The 17,217-nt window shown below is 41.5% G+C and carries 17 protein-coding genes, 1 tRNA gene and 1 riboswitch; of the genes, 2 read left to right on the plus strand and 16 right to left on the minus strand.

The genetic code is table 11. The features are described 5' to 3' along the window. Positions 1–3: 3 nt before the first annotated feature. From BLW31_RS19350 to BLW31_RS19390, 8 genes are all read right to left on the minus strand, one after another. Complete coding sequence (locus BLW31_RS19350) at positions 4–258, minus strand: DUF6926 domain-containing protein (protein WP_010537207.1); 255 nt, start codon at positions 256–258, stop codon at positions 4–6. Continuing rightward, on the minus strand, positions 258–839 hold the full coding sequence (locus BLW31_RS19355) for a hypothetical protein (protein WP_010537208.1): 582 nt from the start codon (positions 837–839) through the stop codon (positions 258–260). The genes BLW31_RS19350 and BLW31_RS19355 overlap by 1 nt, the downstream gene beginning before the upstream one ends. A 1,966-nt stretch (positions 840–2,805) precedes the next feature. Next, entirely contained in the window at positions 2,806–3,813 is a 1,008-nt protein-coding gene (locus BLW31_RS19365) for an FAD:protein FMN transferase (protein WP_010537211.1), read from the minus strand. Between the two features lie 37 nt (positions 3,814–3,850). Continuing rightward, complete coding sequence (locus BLW31_RS19370) at positions 3,851–4,435, minus strand: manganese efflux pump MntP (protein ID WP_010537212.1); 585 nt, start codon at positions 4,433–4,435, stop codon at positions 3,851–3,853. Positions 4,436–4,441: 6 nt separating this feature from the next. Next, positions 4,442–5,242 (minus strand): DUF6048 family protein, encoded by an 801-nt coding sequence (locus tag BLW31_RS19375; protein ID WP_032836846.1) that lies wholly within the window; start codon positions 5,240–5,242, stop codon positions 4,442–4,444. Continuing rightward, a complete protein-coding gene (locus tag BLW31_RS19380; protein ID WP_010537214.1) occupies positions 5,178–5,723 on the minus strand; it encodes a DUF6452 family protein in 546 nt (181 codons plus the stop codon). The genes BLW31_RS19375 and BLW31_RS19380 overlap by 65 nt, the downstream gene beginning before the upstream one ends. A gap of 22 nt (positions 5,724–5,745) precedes the next feature. Beyond that, positions 5,746–6,696 (minus strand): glycosyltransferase family 2 protein, encoded by a 951-nt coding sequence (locus BLW31_RS19385; protein ID WP_010537215.1) that lies wholly within the window; start codon positions 6,694–6,696, stop codon positions 5,746–5,748. A 29-nt stretch (positions 6,697–6,725) separates the two neighbouring features. Further along, the gene (locus tag BLW31_RS19390; RefSeq protein ID WP_010537216.1) at positions 6,726–7,271 is read right to left on the minus strand and encodes a DUF4199 domain-containing protein; all 546 of its coding nucleotides are present in this window, start codon (positions 7,269–7,271) and stop codon (positions 6,726–6,728) included. Positions 7,272–7,585: 314 nt separating this feature from the next. Between BLW31_RS19390 and BLW31_RS19400 the strand changes: the two genes are divergently transcribed. Further along, positions 7,586–7,659 (plus strand) — tRNA-Thr (locus tag BLW31_RS19400). A gap of 62 nt (positions 7,660–7,721) precedes the next feature. Here BLW31_RS19400 and BLW31_RS19405 read toward each other — a convergent pair. From BLW31_RS19405 to BLW31_RS19440, 8 genes are all read right to left on the minus strand, one after another. Beyond that, complete coding sequence (locus BLW31_RS19405; protein WP_010537217.1) at positions 7,722–8,801, minus strand: hypothetical protein; 1,080 nt, start codon at positions 8,799–8,801, stop codon at positions 7,722–7,724. A 7-nt stretch (positions 8,802–8,808) separates the two neighbouring features. Continuing rightward, on the minus strand, positions 8,809–9,216 hold the full coding sequence (locus BLW31_RS19410; RefSeq protein ID WP_010537218.1) for a hypothetical protein: 408 nt from the start codon (positions 9,214–9,216) through the stop codon (positions 8,809–8,811). Further along, the gene (locus tag BLW31_RS19415; protein ID WP_010537219.1) at positions 9,213–9,776 is read right to left on the minus strand and encodes an RNA polymerase sigma factor; all 564 of its coding nucleotides are present in this window, start codon (positions 9,774–9,776) and stop codon (positions 9,213–9,215) included. The genes BLW31_RS19410 and BLW31_RS19415 overlap by 4 nt, the downstream gene beginning before the upstream one ends. Before the next feature lie 129 nt (positions 9,777–9,905). Next, positions 9,906–11,186 carry a phosphopyruvate hydratase gene (eno, locus tag BLW31_RS19420; RefSeq protein WP_010537220.1) on the minus strand — a complete coding sequence of 427 codons (1,281 nt, stop codon included), beginning with the start codon at positions 11,184–11,186 and terminating at the stop codon, positions 9,906–9,908. A 179-nt stretch (positions 11,187–11,365) separates the two neighbouring features. Beyond that, positions 11,366–12,028, minus strand: coding sequence for a pentapeptide repeat-containing protein (locus BLW31_RS19425; RefSeq protein WP_010537221.1), 663 nt, complete (start codon positions 12,026–12,028; stop codon positions 11,366–11,368). An 8-nt stretch (positions 12,029–12,036) separates the two neighbouring features. Next, positions 12,037–12,414 (minus strand): fluoride efflux transporter CrcB, encoded by a 378-nt coding sequence (gene crcB / locus BLW31_RS19430; RefSeq protein WP_022301448.1) that lies wholly within the window; start codon positions 12,412–12,414, stop codon positions 12,037–12,039. A 27-nt stretch (positions 12,415–12,441) separates the two neighbouring features. Then, positions 12,442–12,504: riboswitch (Fluoride riboswitch) on the minus strand. A 17-nt stretch (positions 12,505–12,521) separates the two neighbouring features. After that, positions 12,522–13,298 (minus strand): hypothetical protein, encoded by a 777-nt coding sequence (locus tag BLW31_RS19435; protein ID WP_010537223.1) that lies wholly within the window; start codon positions 13,296–13,298, stop codon positions 12,522–12,524. Positions 13,299–13,309: 11 nt separating this feature from the next. Further along, on the minus strand, positions 13,310–14,143 hold the full coding sequence (locus BLW31_RS19440) for a peptidoglycan DD-metalloendopeptidase family protein (RefSeq protein WP_022301447.1): 834 nt from the start codon (positions 14,141–14,143) through the stop codon (positions 13,310–13,312). A 900-nt stretch (positions 14,144–15,043) separates the two neighbouring features. On the opposite strand from BLW31_RS19440, the gene BLW31_RS19445 reads away from it, so the two are divergent. After that, the gene (locus tag BLW31_RS19445; RefSeq protein ID WP_022301446.1) at positions 15,044–17,203 is read left to right on the plus strand and encodes a glycoside hydrolase family 97 protein; all 2,160 of its coding nucleotides are present in this window, start codon (positions 15,044–15,046) and stop codon (positions 17,201–17,203) included. Positions 17,204–17,217: the final 14 nt, after the last annotated feature.

Below are 17,217 nucleotides of genomic sequence, written 5' to 3' on the forward strand. Positions count from 1 at the left end.
GCTCTATAAAGTTTGTGGGTTCTCCGAATGATAAATCACCTTGCAATCCTCAACCTCGGCAGGTAGTCCAAAGGCAGGATAGTGTGAGAATGATGCGTTTCCATCTTGGCTGAGTGGAGAAACAATCTCCACTTGCCATTTCTGCATGAAGCCATCAACCATCTTGATGTCTTCATCACTCAATCCCGTAGGGTCGCCATTGATGATGTAGCATAATGCCCATGTGGGGATTTTCTCTATCGTCTCAAATCTTTCCATCAGTCAAACGTGAACTTGTTTATATAATAATAGGTGTCCTCGTTCTCATACTCATAGCCGTTGATGAAGTCCACCATTTCATCTTCGGTTCTGTCACCTTGCGATATACCCATCTTCTCACACCACTTGGCAATAGCATCTTGGCAAGTGTCAAAGATGTCCTCACAAGCATCCTCGAAAGGCTCACCCGAAGAACTCACACAGCATTCCTCTGGGAAGAAGCCTTGCTCGTCATGGACATAGAAAATGTCGCATCCACATTCTATCTCACGATAACTGACGGAAAGTTCTCCACCAAGAACTTTGTTCAGTTCATCAAAGAACTCCTCACAGGCAGACCATGCACTTTCGGTGTCAAAGGACACCAAGCAGATGTCCTCGTCAGCCTCAAACTCTGCCCAATAGATATATCCTCTTACCGATATGCCCATCTTCTCATAGTCGATGCCATAGTGTTCCGCCAACTTGTAGAGATGTACGTTCTTGGTGTTCACCTCCATTGTTTGGAGCGTGTTCCAAAGGTCGGCTACCGCCTTGCGTTCGCCCATCACCTTGTACTGAGTGTCACAAATGTTTGCCATAAGTCTTCATTTTTTTATTCCCTAATTTTGCATCTGCAATTTCGGGATTGATTTAAATTTTGTTGCCTCAAAAGGTGTCTGTGCTTTTCCTGCAAGGTTCTCTGCTAAAATACAACCTGCAAGGTGGAGATTTTAGCAAGAGACCATAGGCACTGACCTTGCAAGGAATATGGGTACAGACATTACCTTTGCAACCAAATTTATCAAAGCCCAGAAATGGTGATGAAGATTCAGGTAACGGAGTAACAATTAGAAAAGTTGAGATATGAGGATAAAAAGAGACAAGAACGACTTGAAACAAGCGATTACAAGTGGAAAGTAACAGAAATCATACAAGAGTTCTTACTGGCGGAAAGAAAGAGAGCGACAACCCAATACTGCACATGGCACGATTGGGCTATCGCTCCGCAATTCGTTCAGTTCATCCAATCCATTAGTATATATATCCTAAGATGAATGAATTTATATTTGTGTATTGGCTTTGGTTGGCAGCCATAGACAAGTAACACATCTTTTTTCTTTCCGCCAGTAAAAATGGTTCTTGAAGTAAAAGTAACAGGGAAAATGGTTGTTGGGTAGCAAAATTTGTTGCACAAGATTTGTTTTTCATTTTGTTGGTTCTTTCTTGTCACCCAATAAAATGATGCTTACGTTTGAGTTTTCCTGTACCTGCTGATAATCAAGTAGGTAACAAATAAGAAATATCGTCTTTCAATGTACGACGCTGATACAACGCCAGTTAGCCCACGCCTGTATGATATACACTTCCTCTTGTCAATTGTTCATTGACAAGTATAAAATGATACAATCATACCACGTAGACGCCTTTGTTGCCTTATCTTCTCTGAGTTTTGGATTTGCGAGATTCAAAAGGTCGAAGATGAACGCATGAAAACGTCTCTCAATATGTATGTTCCATGGCATTATCTCAAATGCACAATTAGAACTTTACAAAAGTATACTTTTTCTGTTGGCGATGCAAATCTTTTCCGGGCTTTTCTTGTTTACAGGTAGTACAAATGATTTATGCTTAATACGATCCACTTCTTCCGCATAAAACTATGTCGTTTGTATTTAGAGATTTACAGTGAATTCTCCTTCGCAGCGCAGAATGACACCGGCTCTCATTTTTCTTCATTATTACGCCAAAAGAGACAAAATCCTACCTCCCTAACAAAGAACTGACACTCCGCGTTCAGCCTTTTCAGTTTCGCTCGCAAACGCCCTTGCAGAAGGGGATGCCGGCTGAAGGCACTATTTTGCAACCTGTCCCTGATAAACTTTGGGAGGGGGCAGTGGTTTCAGCCCTTTCAGTCGGGAAGACCATAAATTCGGAAGCTAATAATATCTGATTCAATAGAGCCTGTATTTACTTCAAACAGAGGCTCTATTGAGGATAAACAAAATCTCTGTTTGAGGCAAATGGAACCTCAGTTTTTTCTGAGCTATAGATCGGTTTATTCATTTAAAATAAGCTAGTATACCATCCACTTTTACCTCGGAGGTGAGTATCCTTCATCTCGGTGGTGAGTGAGATTCACCTCGGGTCTTGCGGAGTGCAGCCCGTATATAAAGTAACGATCACTCGCAGGTAGAGTAACCATAGGCAAAACAAACAAAGAATTTATGTAGGATCAAGGCTGAAAGGGCTGAAACTACTGCCCCCCCCTCCCTGAGCTTATCAGAGACAAGTTGCAAAATAGTGCCTTCAGCCGGTATCCCCTTCTGCAAGGGCGTTTGCGAGCGAAACTGAAAGGGCTGAAGGCGGTGAGTACTCTGTAATAGTGTGTGGAGTAAAGGTACTGCATCTTTCATTCCAATGTTGTACATCTTCGACCCAAACGTTGTACAAGAACCGGACCACTTAAGTATTTGTCACAAGCAAGTCTTGTACTTATCGGGAAGTACTCTAATACAAGTTTGATTTATTTTGCATGGGAGTCTTACTCAGAAGTAAAAGAATGCTCTATTTGAAGTATCGTTTCATACCATCCGTATAGTAAGTTTTAAATTCTCCGTTTTCACCGCTATATATAAAGTAAGCGTCAATCATTGGATTTGCTTTACAGAATTTCTCCGCTTCTTCCAGCCCCATCACCATGAAAGAGGTAGCCAAAGCATCGGCTGTCATACAGTCTTCTGCAACCACTGTAGAAGATAGAATGCTGTGTTGTACCGGATATCCTGTTCTGGGGTCGATTGTATGAGCATACTTTTTGCCATCCTTATAATAATAGTTGCGGTAGTTTCCCGAAGTAGCCATACCCACATCTGTCAGGTTGAGTATAGTCTGTATATCTTGCTTCACGGCCAGTGAGTCGTCGTAAGGCTTGTTGATACCGATGCGCCACAGGTCTCCTGTCGCATTCTTACCCTTTACCACTACTTCTCCACCTATGTCGACCATATAGTTTTTGATACCCTTCCGGTCAAGCAGATGTGCTACTACATCTACAGAATATCCTTTTGCCACAGCACTGCAACTGAGCATCGTACGTGGGTCTTGCTTGATAACCTTGCCGTTCTCTAACTTAACCTTTTCGTAGCCGGTGAATTGTAACAGACTGTCTATCATCAATGAATCCGGGAAAGTTCCTTTCTTAAATCCGAACCCCCAGGCATTGGCAAGAGGTGCTACTGTAATGTCGAAAGCTCCTTCCGTTTCGCGGGAGATTTCCATAGAGCGATTGAAGCAAGTCTGGAAGAAGCTGTCTGTTACCAGCTCTTCATTACGATTGACACGACTGATGACAGAACTGTCATTGAACGGTGACAGAGACTGATCAAAACGTTTCAGTTCCGCTTCTATCTCCGGTTTCAGGTCGTCTTTACACTGGTATGTAATTTTATATACTGTTCCAAAGACAAAACCGCTGGCAGTGTTAAAATCAGTCTTTTGATTACGCCTGGCTAATATCCAGATTGTTGCCAGGATCAGGAAAGCCAGCCAAAGGAAGCTCTTTTTTGTTTTCATACACTTTTCTTTTTTCTATAATTGGAGGAACAAGTTTCTATGATTGGAAGAATAAATGTTCTATCAATATTTTTAATCCGATAACTACCAGAATGATGCCGCCCCATAATTCTGCTTTTAATTTCCGTGCACATCCGCAGCCACATTTGATGCCGAAGAAAAGGCCGATCAGTGACATGACAAATGAGACGAATCCGATGATAAGGATGGGGGAGAGGATTTCAGTATAGTCGTTGATGCCGAGAAAGGCAAAGGAGATACCTATGGCCAGAGCATCGATGCTTGTCGCTATTGCCATCGTAAACACAACTTTCGGACTTGCCGGATTAAATGTCTGGCGACACTCCTCGTCTTTAAAAGATTCAAGAATCATGCGACCGCCCAGAAAGGCAAGAATAGCGAAAGCAATCCAATGGTCTATACTTTCTATTAGGTGACTGAAACTTTTTGCAAACATCCATCCGATAAAAGGCATGAGAGCCTGAAAAAGCCCGAATGCCAGAGCCATGACCAGCATCGGTCTCCATTGAGTACGTTTCAAAATAATACCGCTTGCAATTGAAACAGCGAAACAATCCATCGCCAAACCTATTGCAAGCAGCCAAATTTCTAGTCCTGTCATTATTCTTTAAAGAGGTAATTTGTAAATGAGGGAATAGGTAATTCCCATGTTATTTGATTTAAATTTTCCGTAGCCGGGTACATACCAAGGGTTGGCGTATTCATTGGTCGAAGCATTTGTCTTGTATTTCATGCGTACAGACCAGCCCATATTGAAATTCTTATAAATGCGTACTTTGACGCCTACCACTAATTCGAACCACTGCATAGACCCCTTCATCCCCAAATGACTGAAAGGAATGCTTCCTCCCCAATAGTCGTCTTCCAGACTTGGATTTCCGATACTTCCTCCCCAAATCGGGTCATCAACCGGCATGGTAGACACATCATATTTGAATGAACTGAACGCATAGCGAAGACCTACATACAGATAGCTGTTCTTTTCTTTTTTCTTTGCCATCGTGTTATAGTCCACGCCGATCCGGAAGAATGGGGCAGCCTTGCTTTTGTAGTGTATTCCCGTTTCATTCCATGTATCTGTTCCTCCCATACCAAACTCGATAGTTGGGATGAATTTGTTTTTAAGATTGACACCTATGCTGACTTCGGAGCTCATAAAGTCGCCGCCTAACATCTTACTTCCGATGCCATATAAGTCCACGCCGACATACGTCCCATTATAAAACGGGATAGTGTCGACTACAACCTCTTTCTTCTTCTGGTCTCTTTTCTGTACGGGAGCCGGTCGTTGTTGTTGCTGTTGTGCAATTGACGGTAGTCCAATACAAAGTAGGAGCAACACACTACTCAATCGTAGGAGGTGTACGGTCGCGATACTTATAGAATATTTCCAAATTCTGAATTTCATTTGTATTGGCTTCTTTATTTAATATACGAAGTGAGTCTATTCTTTCTGAGCTATTTCTGGTATTTCCGAATCTAGTGCCGAGAATGTTTTGCTTCATCATGTATCCACATTCCATAGACTGGAAGTAAGGTGTGTTTTGTTGTACAATATATAATGTATCAACGTCGTTCGGTCTGCGTTTCGGATCGTAACGGAAAACAAATACAGTCGTATCACTGGTATATCGCAACGGCAACATCAGGGTATGCACATTTTTCTCGTTGTTGAGAATGATCGAATCTGTCCCTAATGCTGTAATAGTCAATGAGTCCAGTGTGTCTTTTACTCTGTCATCGGTTATTTCATCAAGAGTATACAATGTGCAGTACATCATAGGACGTCCTGCCAATGAACAATCATTTTCGTCCGAACACGAACTGCCGATGCTTATACCTGCACCAACAATTACTAATATTAAAAAGATACGAATTAAATTCTTCATAATCTCGGTTATTGGGCGTGAATTAAATTTTCTTTTCTATCTGATAATTGTTCCGTTCGGGGGCATTACGTGAAATCAGTTCTCCCAAGAATCCGGCAAGGAATAGCTGTGTACCGATAATCATCGCCGTAAGCGATAGGTAGAAATAAGGGGAATCGGTTACAAGCCGGTAGGGGAGACCGTTGTACATTGCATGCAGTTTGCTTACACCAACAATGATAACGGAGATCATTCCGATAAAGAACATGAGCGATCCCAGCAATCCGAAGAAGTGCATCGGCTTCACTCCGAATTTGGAAAGGAACCAAAGAGAAATCAGATCCAGATATCCGTTGAAGAAACGGTTGAATCCGAATTTGGTAGAGCCATATTTACGTGCCTGGTGGTGTACCACCTTCTCACCTATCTTCTGGAATCCGGCATTCTTTGCCAGATAGGGGATATAACGATGCATTTCGCCATACACTTCGATGTTTTTCACGACATCTTTGCGGTAGGCTTTCAGGCCGCAGTTGAAGTCGTGCAAATTTGGAATGCCTGATACTTTGCGTGCGGTAGCATTGAATAACTTGGTCGGTAGTGTTTTGGATAGCGGATCATATCTTTTTTGTTTCCATCCGGATACCAGATCATATCCGTCTTCCGTAATCATCCGGTATAATTCCGGTATTTCGTCCGGGCTGTCCTGTAAGTCGGCATCCATTGTGATCACCACCTCTCCTTGTGCTTCTGCAAATCCGCAATAGAGTGCGGGCGATTTACCGTAGTTGCGGCGGAACTTGATGCCTTTTACGCAGTCCGATTGGGCTTTGAGTTTTTCTATCACCTCCCATGAACGGTCTGTACTTCCGTCGTTAACGAAAATCACTTCGAATGAGAATCCGTTGGCTTTCATTACCCGTTCTATCCAAGCGTAGAGTTCGGGCAGTGACTCTTCTTCATTGAATAATGGGACTACAACTGATATATTCATTTTTTATAATTATGAATTACGAATTATGATTAAACCGGGGTATTGTTTTCCGGTCGTGCTTTCTTCATTACCATCAATCCGGTAGGAATGGCCAGTAAACTTCCCCAGAATACGTCCCATGACAGGAGTTGCATGGTGATATTGATGGACGTAAGTGAACGGGCGGTATCTATCGTTTCTTTTATTATCTCTTGATTTTCCATCAAAGCGGGTGTTTTGGTCATCAGTTCGTCCCATAACTGGATATAGGAGTTGATGATAAAACCGTGGTCAATGAACTGGAAATAAGCGTAGTGTGCAACGGCTACCAATAAGGAAGCAAACATGTACATGAATATGGTAAAAAGAACCGCATGTGAGAATTGGATACTTCCTCCGCATATTTTATCACGATACATCTTCACGTAGTGATAGCCAATGAATGGCACTGCCAACGTCAGAATTACAAATAATAGCGAAAGGAAAGGGATGTGGAATCCCAACGGAAATAAAATGAACTTCAATATCCAATAGATTCCCATATACGTGCCAAAGTGCATGGCATATTTCTGTAAATAGCTTCTGTTCTCTGTCATCTTCGTTAATAAATTGCGCACAAAGGTACAAATAATATCGGTTGGTAAAGGGAATATGGTTGTTAAAGTTAATAAAGCAGTAAAAGTTGCTCTCCGAATATTTTTTTAGGTTTTTAATTGCTTGAAATGTAGTGTGTTACTTTCTTTTATGTAAAAAAGTTATCTGAAGCTATTGCAGAATTGATAAAAATGCCTACCTTTGCAACCGCAAAACGGGTAAGTCCTATACGGCCAGCTCCCTTCGAATCCTCCAGGGCTTGATCGCAGCAAAGGTAGTTGGTTGTAGCGGTGCGATATAGTAAGCTTACCCACCCGCCTCTTTAGCTCAGTTGGCCAGAGCACGTGATTTGTAATCTCGGGGTCGTTGGTTCGAATCCGACAAGAGGCTCAAAAAAGCATCCAGGTATTTACTTGGATGCTTTTTTCTTTTATATCCTGATTAAAGTCAATCTAACTTCTATATAATTTTATGCAGAGCCCTAAGATAAGCAGAATAATAAATAAGGTAATCCCGAATGCCCAGTAATTGATAACCCGTGACTCTGCTGTGAGTACATAATCATCGGCAAGAAGTCGGAAACCGTCTATTTTCCAGATCACTAAACTGTCCTTCTGAACTTTGGCGTTGGATGTGAGCAGCCTGCCGGGCATTGTCAATTCAAACTGTATGGCATGGTAGAAGGCTTCGGCAATATTGATTTTCTCTTCACAAAAGGTTTCCATCATTTCCTTATTTGTGTTATAAAGGTCTGAGAAATATTTCGTACTGCAGACCTTATCAAATAAGCTGCAGACTTCTTCAAGATCAGCATCCTCCAAACTATATCCTTTTTCCGATGAATATTTTTTGTAGACAGCATCTTTCAATTCCTCCAGGCGATGCAGACAGGCAGTATCTTTTTGTTGGGAAACGAAGTGATGGATGACCTCCCAATTAATTTCATAGATGCTGCGATTATACCATTCTCCGAATTTAGCTTCAAGTTTATCCAGTTTGTCATTCATTTCGATGCCGTTCATGCCTCTAAAAGCATCGTCGTTTCCATGAAACCAGATTATTTGCTCTTCTTTATTCAGATAATCACTAAGAGGTACGGGCCCTTTATCTTGAAGTTCTTTGTAAGTAGCGGTGTATATATAATAGGTATAAAACCATCTGAATTTCTTTTTTAGCTGTTCCATGGGGATAGCCATAGAATTTAGGTGTTCTTTGCTTTTGGCAACAGTGAAGTATTCTCCGTCCGTTACCGAAATTTTTTGGCAGGCTTTGACGTTCAGCTTTTCCTCTTCTCCCCAAAAGTTGAATTTGATTGTGGAGTCCAGATTTACTAGTTGCCAGTTGGCATCTGGTTGAAACAGAAATGGATTGTGTGTCTTATCTCCTGCAAGGAAGGCTGAATCACCCTGTGCGTAAATTTCTCTATATATGCTTCCATCCTTTTCTATCCGTGAACTCATCCGGTAGTAGGTGCTGCAAGAAGTCACGCTAAGTAGCAGTAGCATTGCCATTATGAAATAGTTAGTTTTCATATCCTGTCTATTTTAATCGTTTTTCTTTAATGACTTGTAAGATTTGCGCTTTTCGGAACTTCCGGTGTTGCGTATACTGAGAGGATAGATAAATGTTCTTTTCCTGAAGTCGCATTTCTTCCCAGTTGGCAGGTAATGGAATGCTGTTCGACCAATTATCATATTCATTTTGCTTTCCTGTTCTTTGAGATACAGGAGTGAAGCATGTGTCATTGATGAATAATAAAAGTAATAATGTTGCGGCAATGCCTGATGCCCATGCTCCTATGAGAAACTTTCTCTGTTTCTTTGGGGGCGAGATTCCGGATATCCTGTCGAGGATAGATGCTGTCAGTTCTTCCGGATTATCCAATATCGGTTGTCTGCTTTTGACTTCAGCCAGCCATTTCTCGTACTGTTTATCTTCTTGTTTCATAAGTCGGGATCTATTTGATTCATTTTATAACGTATATTCTTTCTGGCAAGATACAAGCTACTTTTTATTTTTTCGGGCGATAATCCGGTGATAGTCTGTACTTCCGCCACTTCCAGTTCCTCTACATCGCGAAGCATAAAGACTAACTTCTGTTGGGGAGGCAGTTCGCTGGTATACCTCAGAATAAGCTCTTTCAACTGTTTGTTGGACAGAGATATTTCAATATTATCGTCTGAAGGAATATTTACCGAACCGGAAAAAGCAGATTCATTATTCAGAGGAGAATGATGTAACGAACGCAAGCGGTCATAGCAGGTGTTGCAAGTGATTTTATAGAGCCAGGTTGACAGGCGGTTTTCCTGATTATACGTTTTTAGGGATAACCATACTTTTACAAACGTTTCCTGTGTTATATCTCTGGCTTCATCTTCATCACAAAGTAACCGGAAAGCGAGTCGGAACACTAGTGGCTGGAATTCCGAAACCAATAGAGCGAATGCCCTTTTGTCATTCTGCTGACTCCGGTTTACCAGTTCCTGTATTTTTTCCTGATTCATCATTATTTATTCCTGTTTACTATATGATACGTAACCAAATGCTTCAGGTCGTTTGTAAAACATCAAATATATAAAAAAAATCCTCGGACAACGCATTGCCCGGGGAAAGATATCTAAAAAAGAAAATAAAAGTTATTTGATTCTCTTGTATCCGTATACAGCTAAGTCGCCAAGTTCTTCTTCGATACGGAGCAGTTGGTTGTATTTAGCCATACGATCTGAACGGCTTAATGAGCCGGTTTTGATCTGTCCGCTGTTGGTAGCTACCGCGATGTCCGCAATAGTAGCATCCTCTGTTTCGCCGGAGCGATGAGAAGTAACAGTCGTATATCCATGACGGTGAGCCATTTCGATAGCATTCAGTGTTTCTGTCAGTGAACCAATCTGATTTACTTTAATCAGGATAGAGTTTGCACAACCTTTTTCGATACCCATTGCGAGGAAGTCGACGTTTGTTACGAACAAGTCATCACCTACTAGCTGACAACGGTCGCCGATACGTTCAGTCAGTTTTTTCCAGCCTTCCCAGTCGTTTTCGCTCATACCGTCTTCGATAGAGTCAATCGGGAATTTGTTGATCAGTTCTTCCAGATAATTGATTTGTTCTTCAGCAGTGCGTTTTTTACCCTTTTCACCTTCAAACTTGGTATAGTCATAGATACCATCATGATAGAATTCGGAAGAAGCGCAGTCCATACCGATCATTACGTCTTTGCCCGGTTCGTATCCGGCAGCTTTGATGGCTGCGATGATAGAGTTCAGAGCATCTTCTGTACCTTCCAGATTAGGAGCGAAACCACCTTCATCACCTACGGCAGTGCTGAGACCGCGGTCTTTCAGTACCTTCTTCAATGCGTGGAATACTTCGGCACCCATTCTCAAACCTTCTCTGAATGAGGGTGCACCTACCGGACGAATCATGAATTCCTGGAATGCGATAGGAGCGTCACTATGTGAACCGCCATTGATGATATTCATCATCGGTACAGGCATTACATAAGTATTTGTTCCGCCGATATAGCGGTAGAGTGGGAGGTCAAGATAGTTAGCTGCTGCTTTCGCTACAGCGAGAGACACACCAAGAATGGCATTAGCGCCTAAGTTAGCCTTAGTTTTAGTGCCGTCCAGTGCCAGCATTGCGTAGTCGATTGCTCTTTGGTTGAGAGAAGACATACCGACCAGTTTCGGAGCGATGATTTTATTTACATTATCAACCGCCTTTTGTACGCCTTTACCACCGTAACGTTGCTTGTCGCCATCACGAAGTTCCAGTGCTTCATGTTCACCTGTGGAAGCACCTGACGGAACAGATGCGCGTCCCATGATACCAGATTCCAATACTACGTCAACTTCTACTGTGGGATTACCTCTTGAATCGAGAATTTCTCGAGCTACAATTTTTTCTATTTTCATCGTTTCTATTGTTTTGAATAATATTTTTGCAAAAGTACGGACTTGACGGGGAGTGGGAAATCACTATAAATAGGTATTCTTTCGAATCATATTCCCTAGATGTCATTAGTCCGGTCTTATAAAATAACAATGTGACGATGCTTTTTGTTTGAATGTGGATAGATGAAATTTGTGAAATTCTAATCCTCGATAATAACTCCCAACAATGGAAGCAAATCCATAGCCTGCAAAGAAGTAATGACAGCTCCTTTCAGATCGCTGATATTGAGTGTTATCCCGCCAATACGCGAAGTGCGAAGATCGATTCCCCGAAGCGGAGCGTGAGAAAAATCGGCTTCTACCAGATCGCAGCTTTCGAAGGCGACGGAAGAGAAACGACAATCATTGAAACTGCCGTTTCGGAGATGGCAGTGCGAGAAGCGTACCTGATTCATTTTGCTCATTGCCAGATTGATGTAAGCGGCGTTGCAGTCATGCAGCAAAACATGATTCATAGTCGTCTCAGAGAGATTGGTTCCCAATAATTTGCAAGAAATAAATTCTACCCGGTAAAGAGAACTTTCGGCAAAAGATATATTGGACAGGTCGCAGTTTTCAAACCGTACATCTGTCAGTTGGGAAGAACGGAACTTACATTCGCTGAATGTCTGATTCCGGAATGTGCAATTCTTGAAACTCTTGTAAGATTTGCTGATTCCTTCTTCTTTTCCTTTGCAGAATATAAGGTTTGAGACTGTTTCTTCTTTTTCAAGCAATTCTTGCAATGTGCTTGTACTGGTTTCCTGTTCCTCCATCATGGGAGGAACTACACGGACAGGTTTGGCTGCATTTCTTTTTATCATATTACATTTCAGAATAATTTTATCAATGAATGTCCCAAGTACAACATAATGAATCCTACAAATAAGCTGAGGCCTACATAGAGAGAGAGGTAGAAGAAATTGTCATCTTTAATTAACAGAAAGTTCTCATTCATGAACGTTGAAAAGGTGGTGAATCCTCCACAGAATCCTACCGTGAGAAACATTCTCAGATTGGGGCTCATCAGATTTCCCCGTTCGAAGAGTCCATAAAACAGACCGATGGCAAAACAACCGAGTATGTTGACCAGAAACGTTCCCAAAGGGAAGGAAGGAATCAGGAAATTCTGAACGTAGCGTGAGATGAGATAGCGTAGTACACCTCCGGTAAAACTTCCCATTCCAATAAATAATAGAGTTTTGAGCATAAGCTGACAATTTAAGAGTTATACATTCAAATTGTAGGGATCATCAGCTCCAAAGGGCGGTTAAAGGCTAATCCCATAGCCGGTGCAAAGATAGAAAAAAGATAAAACTATTTGCAAAAGGCTTCAAAATCTTTTTCAAATTGTTTGAACCCTCCGGTGTAAATCTGCTCTATCCGTTCAGAAACAGTGGATGAGTCGTCTTTGTTTTGTAGGGAAAGTACGAAATCACGGAATATCTGCCGGGGAGCTTTCTCAATCCAGAAAGTGACAAGCGCATGGGAGAGGATATAAGCATATTGTTCATCGGTTCTTTGTTGCTTCATGAATTCGTTTTGGCGGCTGTTGATGAAGGTAGGTAAATCAATGTCCCCCAGCATATATATGGTGCGGATTCTTCCTTTTTCGTATTCGGTAAATGTATGTTGGAGTCCTTTTTTATTGACTTTACAGTGCTCAAAGTATTCAGCAAGTCCCTCGTTGAGCCAAATTGGAGGGCGCCCTGCCGTAATTTGTAAGGTGAGGTGGTGGCTCAGTTCGTGATAGATGACACCAAGACCTTGTTGGTATTCTTTCTCCCTGCTCAATATGATGGCTTTCTGTAATCTGGAGATGTATATACCGTTTGTGCTTTTAGGGGGATGTATATTGAATTTATTGAGATAAACCAGAGCGTCTTCTCTTTTATTGAATACAGTTAATTTAAGGTTAAGCGTATCGGGAAGTCCGAATTGTGAGTAGAATTCGACTTCATATTGAAGGGTCAGTTCAATTTTCTGACGCTCTTTGTCCGTAAGCGGATCCCCTTCATAGGCGATTCGTACGGTTTGTGCATGAAGCAGATCGCAAAGGCAGACAAAAGACAGGATCAGATAAAATGTACGCATATTGTTTCCCTCTATTTTGAATATTTCTGCTTCTGAAATTTCTTTTTCTCCCGTTTGGTCATTTCGAGCATAATCAACTCGTCATCTATAGCTGATTTATAGACTGCTTTCTCTTCTAGTTTTACATCTCCCTTGTCCGTACGGAATACAGGGGTAAAATGGGAATATGGATACCCCAACGGGCCGTTTGAATTAAACTTATTGTTATCAAGAAAAAAATAAGAGACGGATACTCCGAGTACTCCGGCTATCCCAATGGGTTGTCCGGTCATGACTTCTTCACCCGCATGGATGAAGTTTTGATGCATCATGAGGTAAGCGGCAAAAGTGTGGTCGGGGTGGTATATCAGCAATTGCTGTGGCAGTGCTGTCACACAGGCGACGCCTCTGCGGGTTGCATAGACGGTGTCTCCTTCCTGAATTCGGAATATCATTGTTTTGGCAGATTCCTGAAGGGCGATTTGCCATTGGGTTTCTTCGCCGGCCTTAACAGGGAGTGCATAGGGAGTGCTGATCTGAAAATCTTTGGGGAATTGTCCGCGGAAGAACATATATCTGCTTGAACCTATAAATGGATTGCTGGCATTAGAGCCTTTTTCTATTCTGAATACCGTGTTCTTTCCGGGATTCAAATTGTACGAACGGTCGTTTTCGCGGAATAGATAATAGCTGCACAAGTCTTCGTTGTAATAGTTTAATTCCGTTCCTCCGTCTGAAGTTTGTTCCCATTTCGATTCAATAATACGGGGAGGCATTTCCATCAGTTTTCGTAGAGACTGGGCGGAGGCATAAACTGTAGATAACATAAAGAGTAATAATGCCGTGTATCTAAGATTTCGTTTCATAGTAGTAATATCAGATTATATGTTTTTCAAGTAATATATTTAGTCTACAAAATTATCAATTATATATTAATATCATTGCATTCTCTGAACTTTTTTGTCTCTATTATCCAATTAAGATGTAAGCTCTTGGAGTATTCAGTCCAAACTATGCGAATATATATCTTTATCTATACTGTATTTGTTGCTATCTGGCAGTTGTTTGTATGTTGTCCGGCTGTCTTTTCTATGATACATTGCCTGTATTTGTGTCTTTTTTACCTTTTATCTTCATCGTTCCACCCGGGTGAGAAGATCTCTTCATCCAGGTGGTGAGAACGTTTCACTAGAGTGATGAGACCTGTTCATCCGGATGGAACGCTGCTAACATTCCTTCAAATATGCAGTATGAATAGGTGATACACATACAAACATACTATATGTTATATGAAAAACAGTGGTGGATTTTATGTTCTGTAAGGCTTATTGTAGGGTAATGGATTGCTGATTCTAAGATTGATGAGAGATAATTGAAATATGAATGAGAGATAGTAAGAAATGGAACTATTTGATGAAGAAATGATGAGAGATAACCATTTTAAATGGATCTCTCATTTTGTATTGTTTTGATTATCTATATATTACCTGATATAGGATGAGACTATGAGACTAAAATATTTTTTTTATTTCTGAATAGGGGCGGGAGAATAAAGAAAAATCCCGTTTTGCGATGTGATAAAGTGCTATATCGCTCCATGCAAGCACTATATTTTTTCTATTGGAGGGAATTATTATATCTTTGATTATTAGATGTATATATGTTTTTTGATATCCGGGAATACTATATTTTAATTATAATCCGAAATGATGCTTGCTATTCCTCACTACATTTGCCATACGATTATTAACTAATTCATTTATATCATGAAGAACATGAAAATATTAACTACGACAGTACTCTGTCTGTTACTCTCTTTTTTTATGGGTACAACGGCAATGGCAGAAAGTATTACTTCTCCTGACGGACAATTAAAGCTTGACTTTTCGGTCAATACTCAAGGGGAGCCAGTGTACGAACTTTCTTATAAAGGAAAGGAAGTGATAAAACCATCAAAATTGGGACTTGAATTGAAGAACGATCCGGGACTAATGGGTGGATTTGCATGTATTGATGCAAAAACTTCCACTTTCGACGAAACGTGGGAACCGGTGTGGGGAGAGGTTAAATCCATTCGTAATCACTATAATGAAATGGCTGTCACATTGAATCAGAAAGCGCAGAACCGGAATATAATCATCCGTTTTCGTCTTTATAATGATGGATTGGGCTTCCGCTATGAATTTCCACAGCAGGAAAATCTGAACTATTTTGTTATTAAAGAAGAGCATTCGCAGTTTGCTATGACAGGTGACCATACTGCATTTTGGATTCCGGGAGACTATGATACCCAAGAGTATGATTATACAGAATCCAAACTTACGGAAATCCGGGGGCTGATGAAGGGAGCTATTACTGACAATGCTTCTCAAACTTCTTTCTCACCGACAGGTGTGCAAACATCTTTGCAAATGAAGACCGCTGATGGGCTGTATATTAACCTGCACGAAGCCGCTTTAGTGGACTACTCCTGCATGCACCTGAATCTGGATGACAAGAATCTGATTTTTGAATCATGGTTGACACCGGATGCAATGGGGGATAAAGGCTATATGCAGACACCTTGCCAGTCTCCGTGGCGTACTGTGATTGTGAGCGATGATGCACGCGATATTCTGGCTTCCAAACTGACCTTGAATTTGAATGAGCCATGTGCTTACCAAGATGTTTCATGGATTAAACCTGTAAAGTATATCGGTGTTTGGTGGGAAATGATCACCGGAAAGAGTAGTTGGGCATATACGGATGATGTTTATTCCGTGAAACTCGGACTGACAGATTATTCAAAGACAAGGCCCAACGGACGTCATGCAGCCAACAATGATAAAGTAAAACGTTATATTGACTTTGCGGCCCGGCATGGTTTCGATCAGGTACTGATAGAAGGCTGGAACGAAGGCTGGGAAGACTGGTTTGGCAAATCCAAAGATTATGTATTTGATTTTGTCACTCCCTATCCGGATTTTGATGTGAAGATGCTGAATGCGTATGCCAAGGAGAAAGGTGTGAAACTGATGATGCATCATGAAACATCTGCTTCCGTTCGTAATTATGAGCGACATTTGGATACAGCCTACCAATTTATGGCTGACAACGGATACAATGCTGTAAAAAGCGGTTATGTGGGTAATATCATCCCTCGGGGCGAACATCATTACGGACAATGGATGAATAACCATTATTTATATGCTGTGACAAAAGCTGCCGATTATAAGATCTGTGTGAATGCACATGAAGCCGTACGTCCTACCGGATTGTGTCGTACTTATCCTAACCTGATTGGTAATGAATCGGCACGTGGAACGGAATATGAAGCTTTTGCCGGTAACAAACCCTTTCATACTACTTTGCTTCCATTTACTCGTCTGATAGGTGGTCCGATGGATTATACACCGGGTATCTTCGATACAAGAATTTCTTTTCTGGAAGGGGATCATAGCGTTGTACGTACTACTTTGGCAAAACAACTGGCGCTTTACGTTACCATGTACAGCCCTTTGCAGATGGCTGCTGACCTGCCTGAGAGTTATGAGCGCCATCCGGACGCCTTTCAGTTCATTAAAGATGTAGCTTTGGACTGGGATGACAGCAAATATCTGGAAGCTGAACCGGGCGATTATATAACAGTAGCCCGCAAAGCGAAAGGAACCAATAACTGGTTTGTTGGTGGTATTACTGATGAAAATGCACGTACGGCTGCGTTTACCCTTGATTTTCTGGAGCCGGGTAAACAATACGTCGCTACCCTTTATGCCGACGGAAAAGATGCTGATTATGAAAAGAATCCGACTTCCTATCAGATAAAGAAGGGGATTGTAACAAATAAAACGAAGATATCTGCCCAATTGGCACGTAGCGGCGGTTTTGCATTGAGTCTCATCGAGGCGAGTCCATCCGATCGGAAATCAATTAAGAAATGGAAATGAGTCGCAGCTAAAAC

This window comes from Bacteroides faecis MAJ27, from assembly GCF_900106755.1.
Taxonomy (GTDB): Bacteria; Bacteroidota; Bacteroidia; order Bacteroidales; family Bacteroidaceae; genus Bacteroides; species Bacteroides faecis.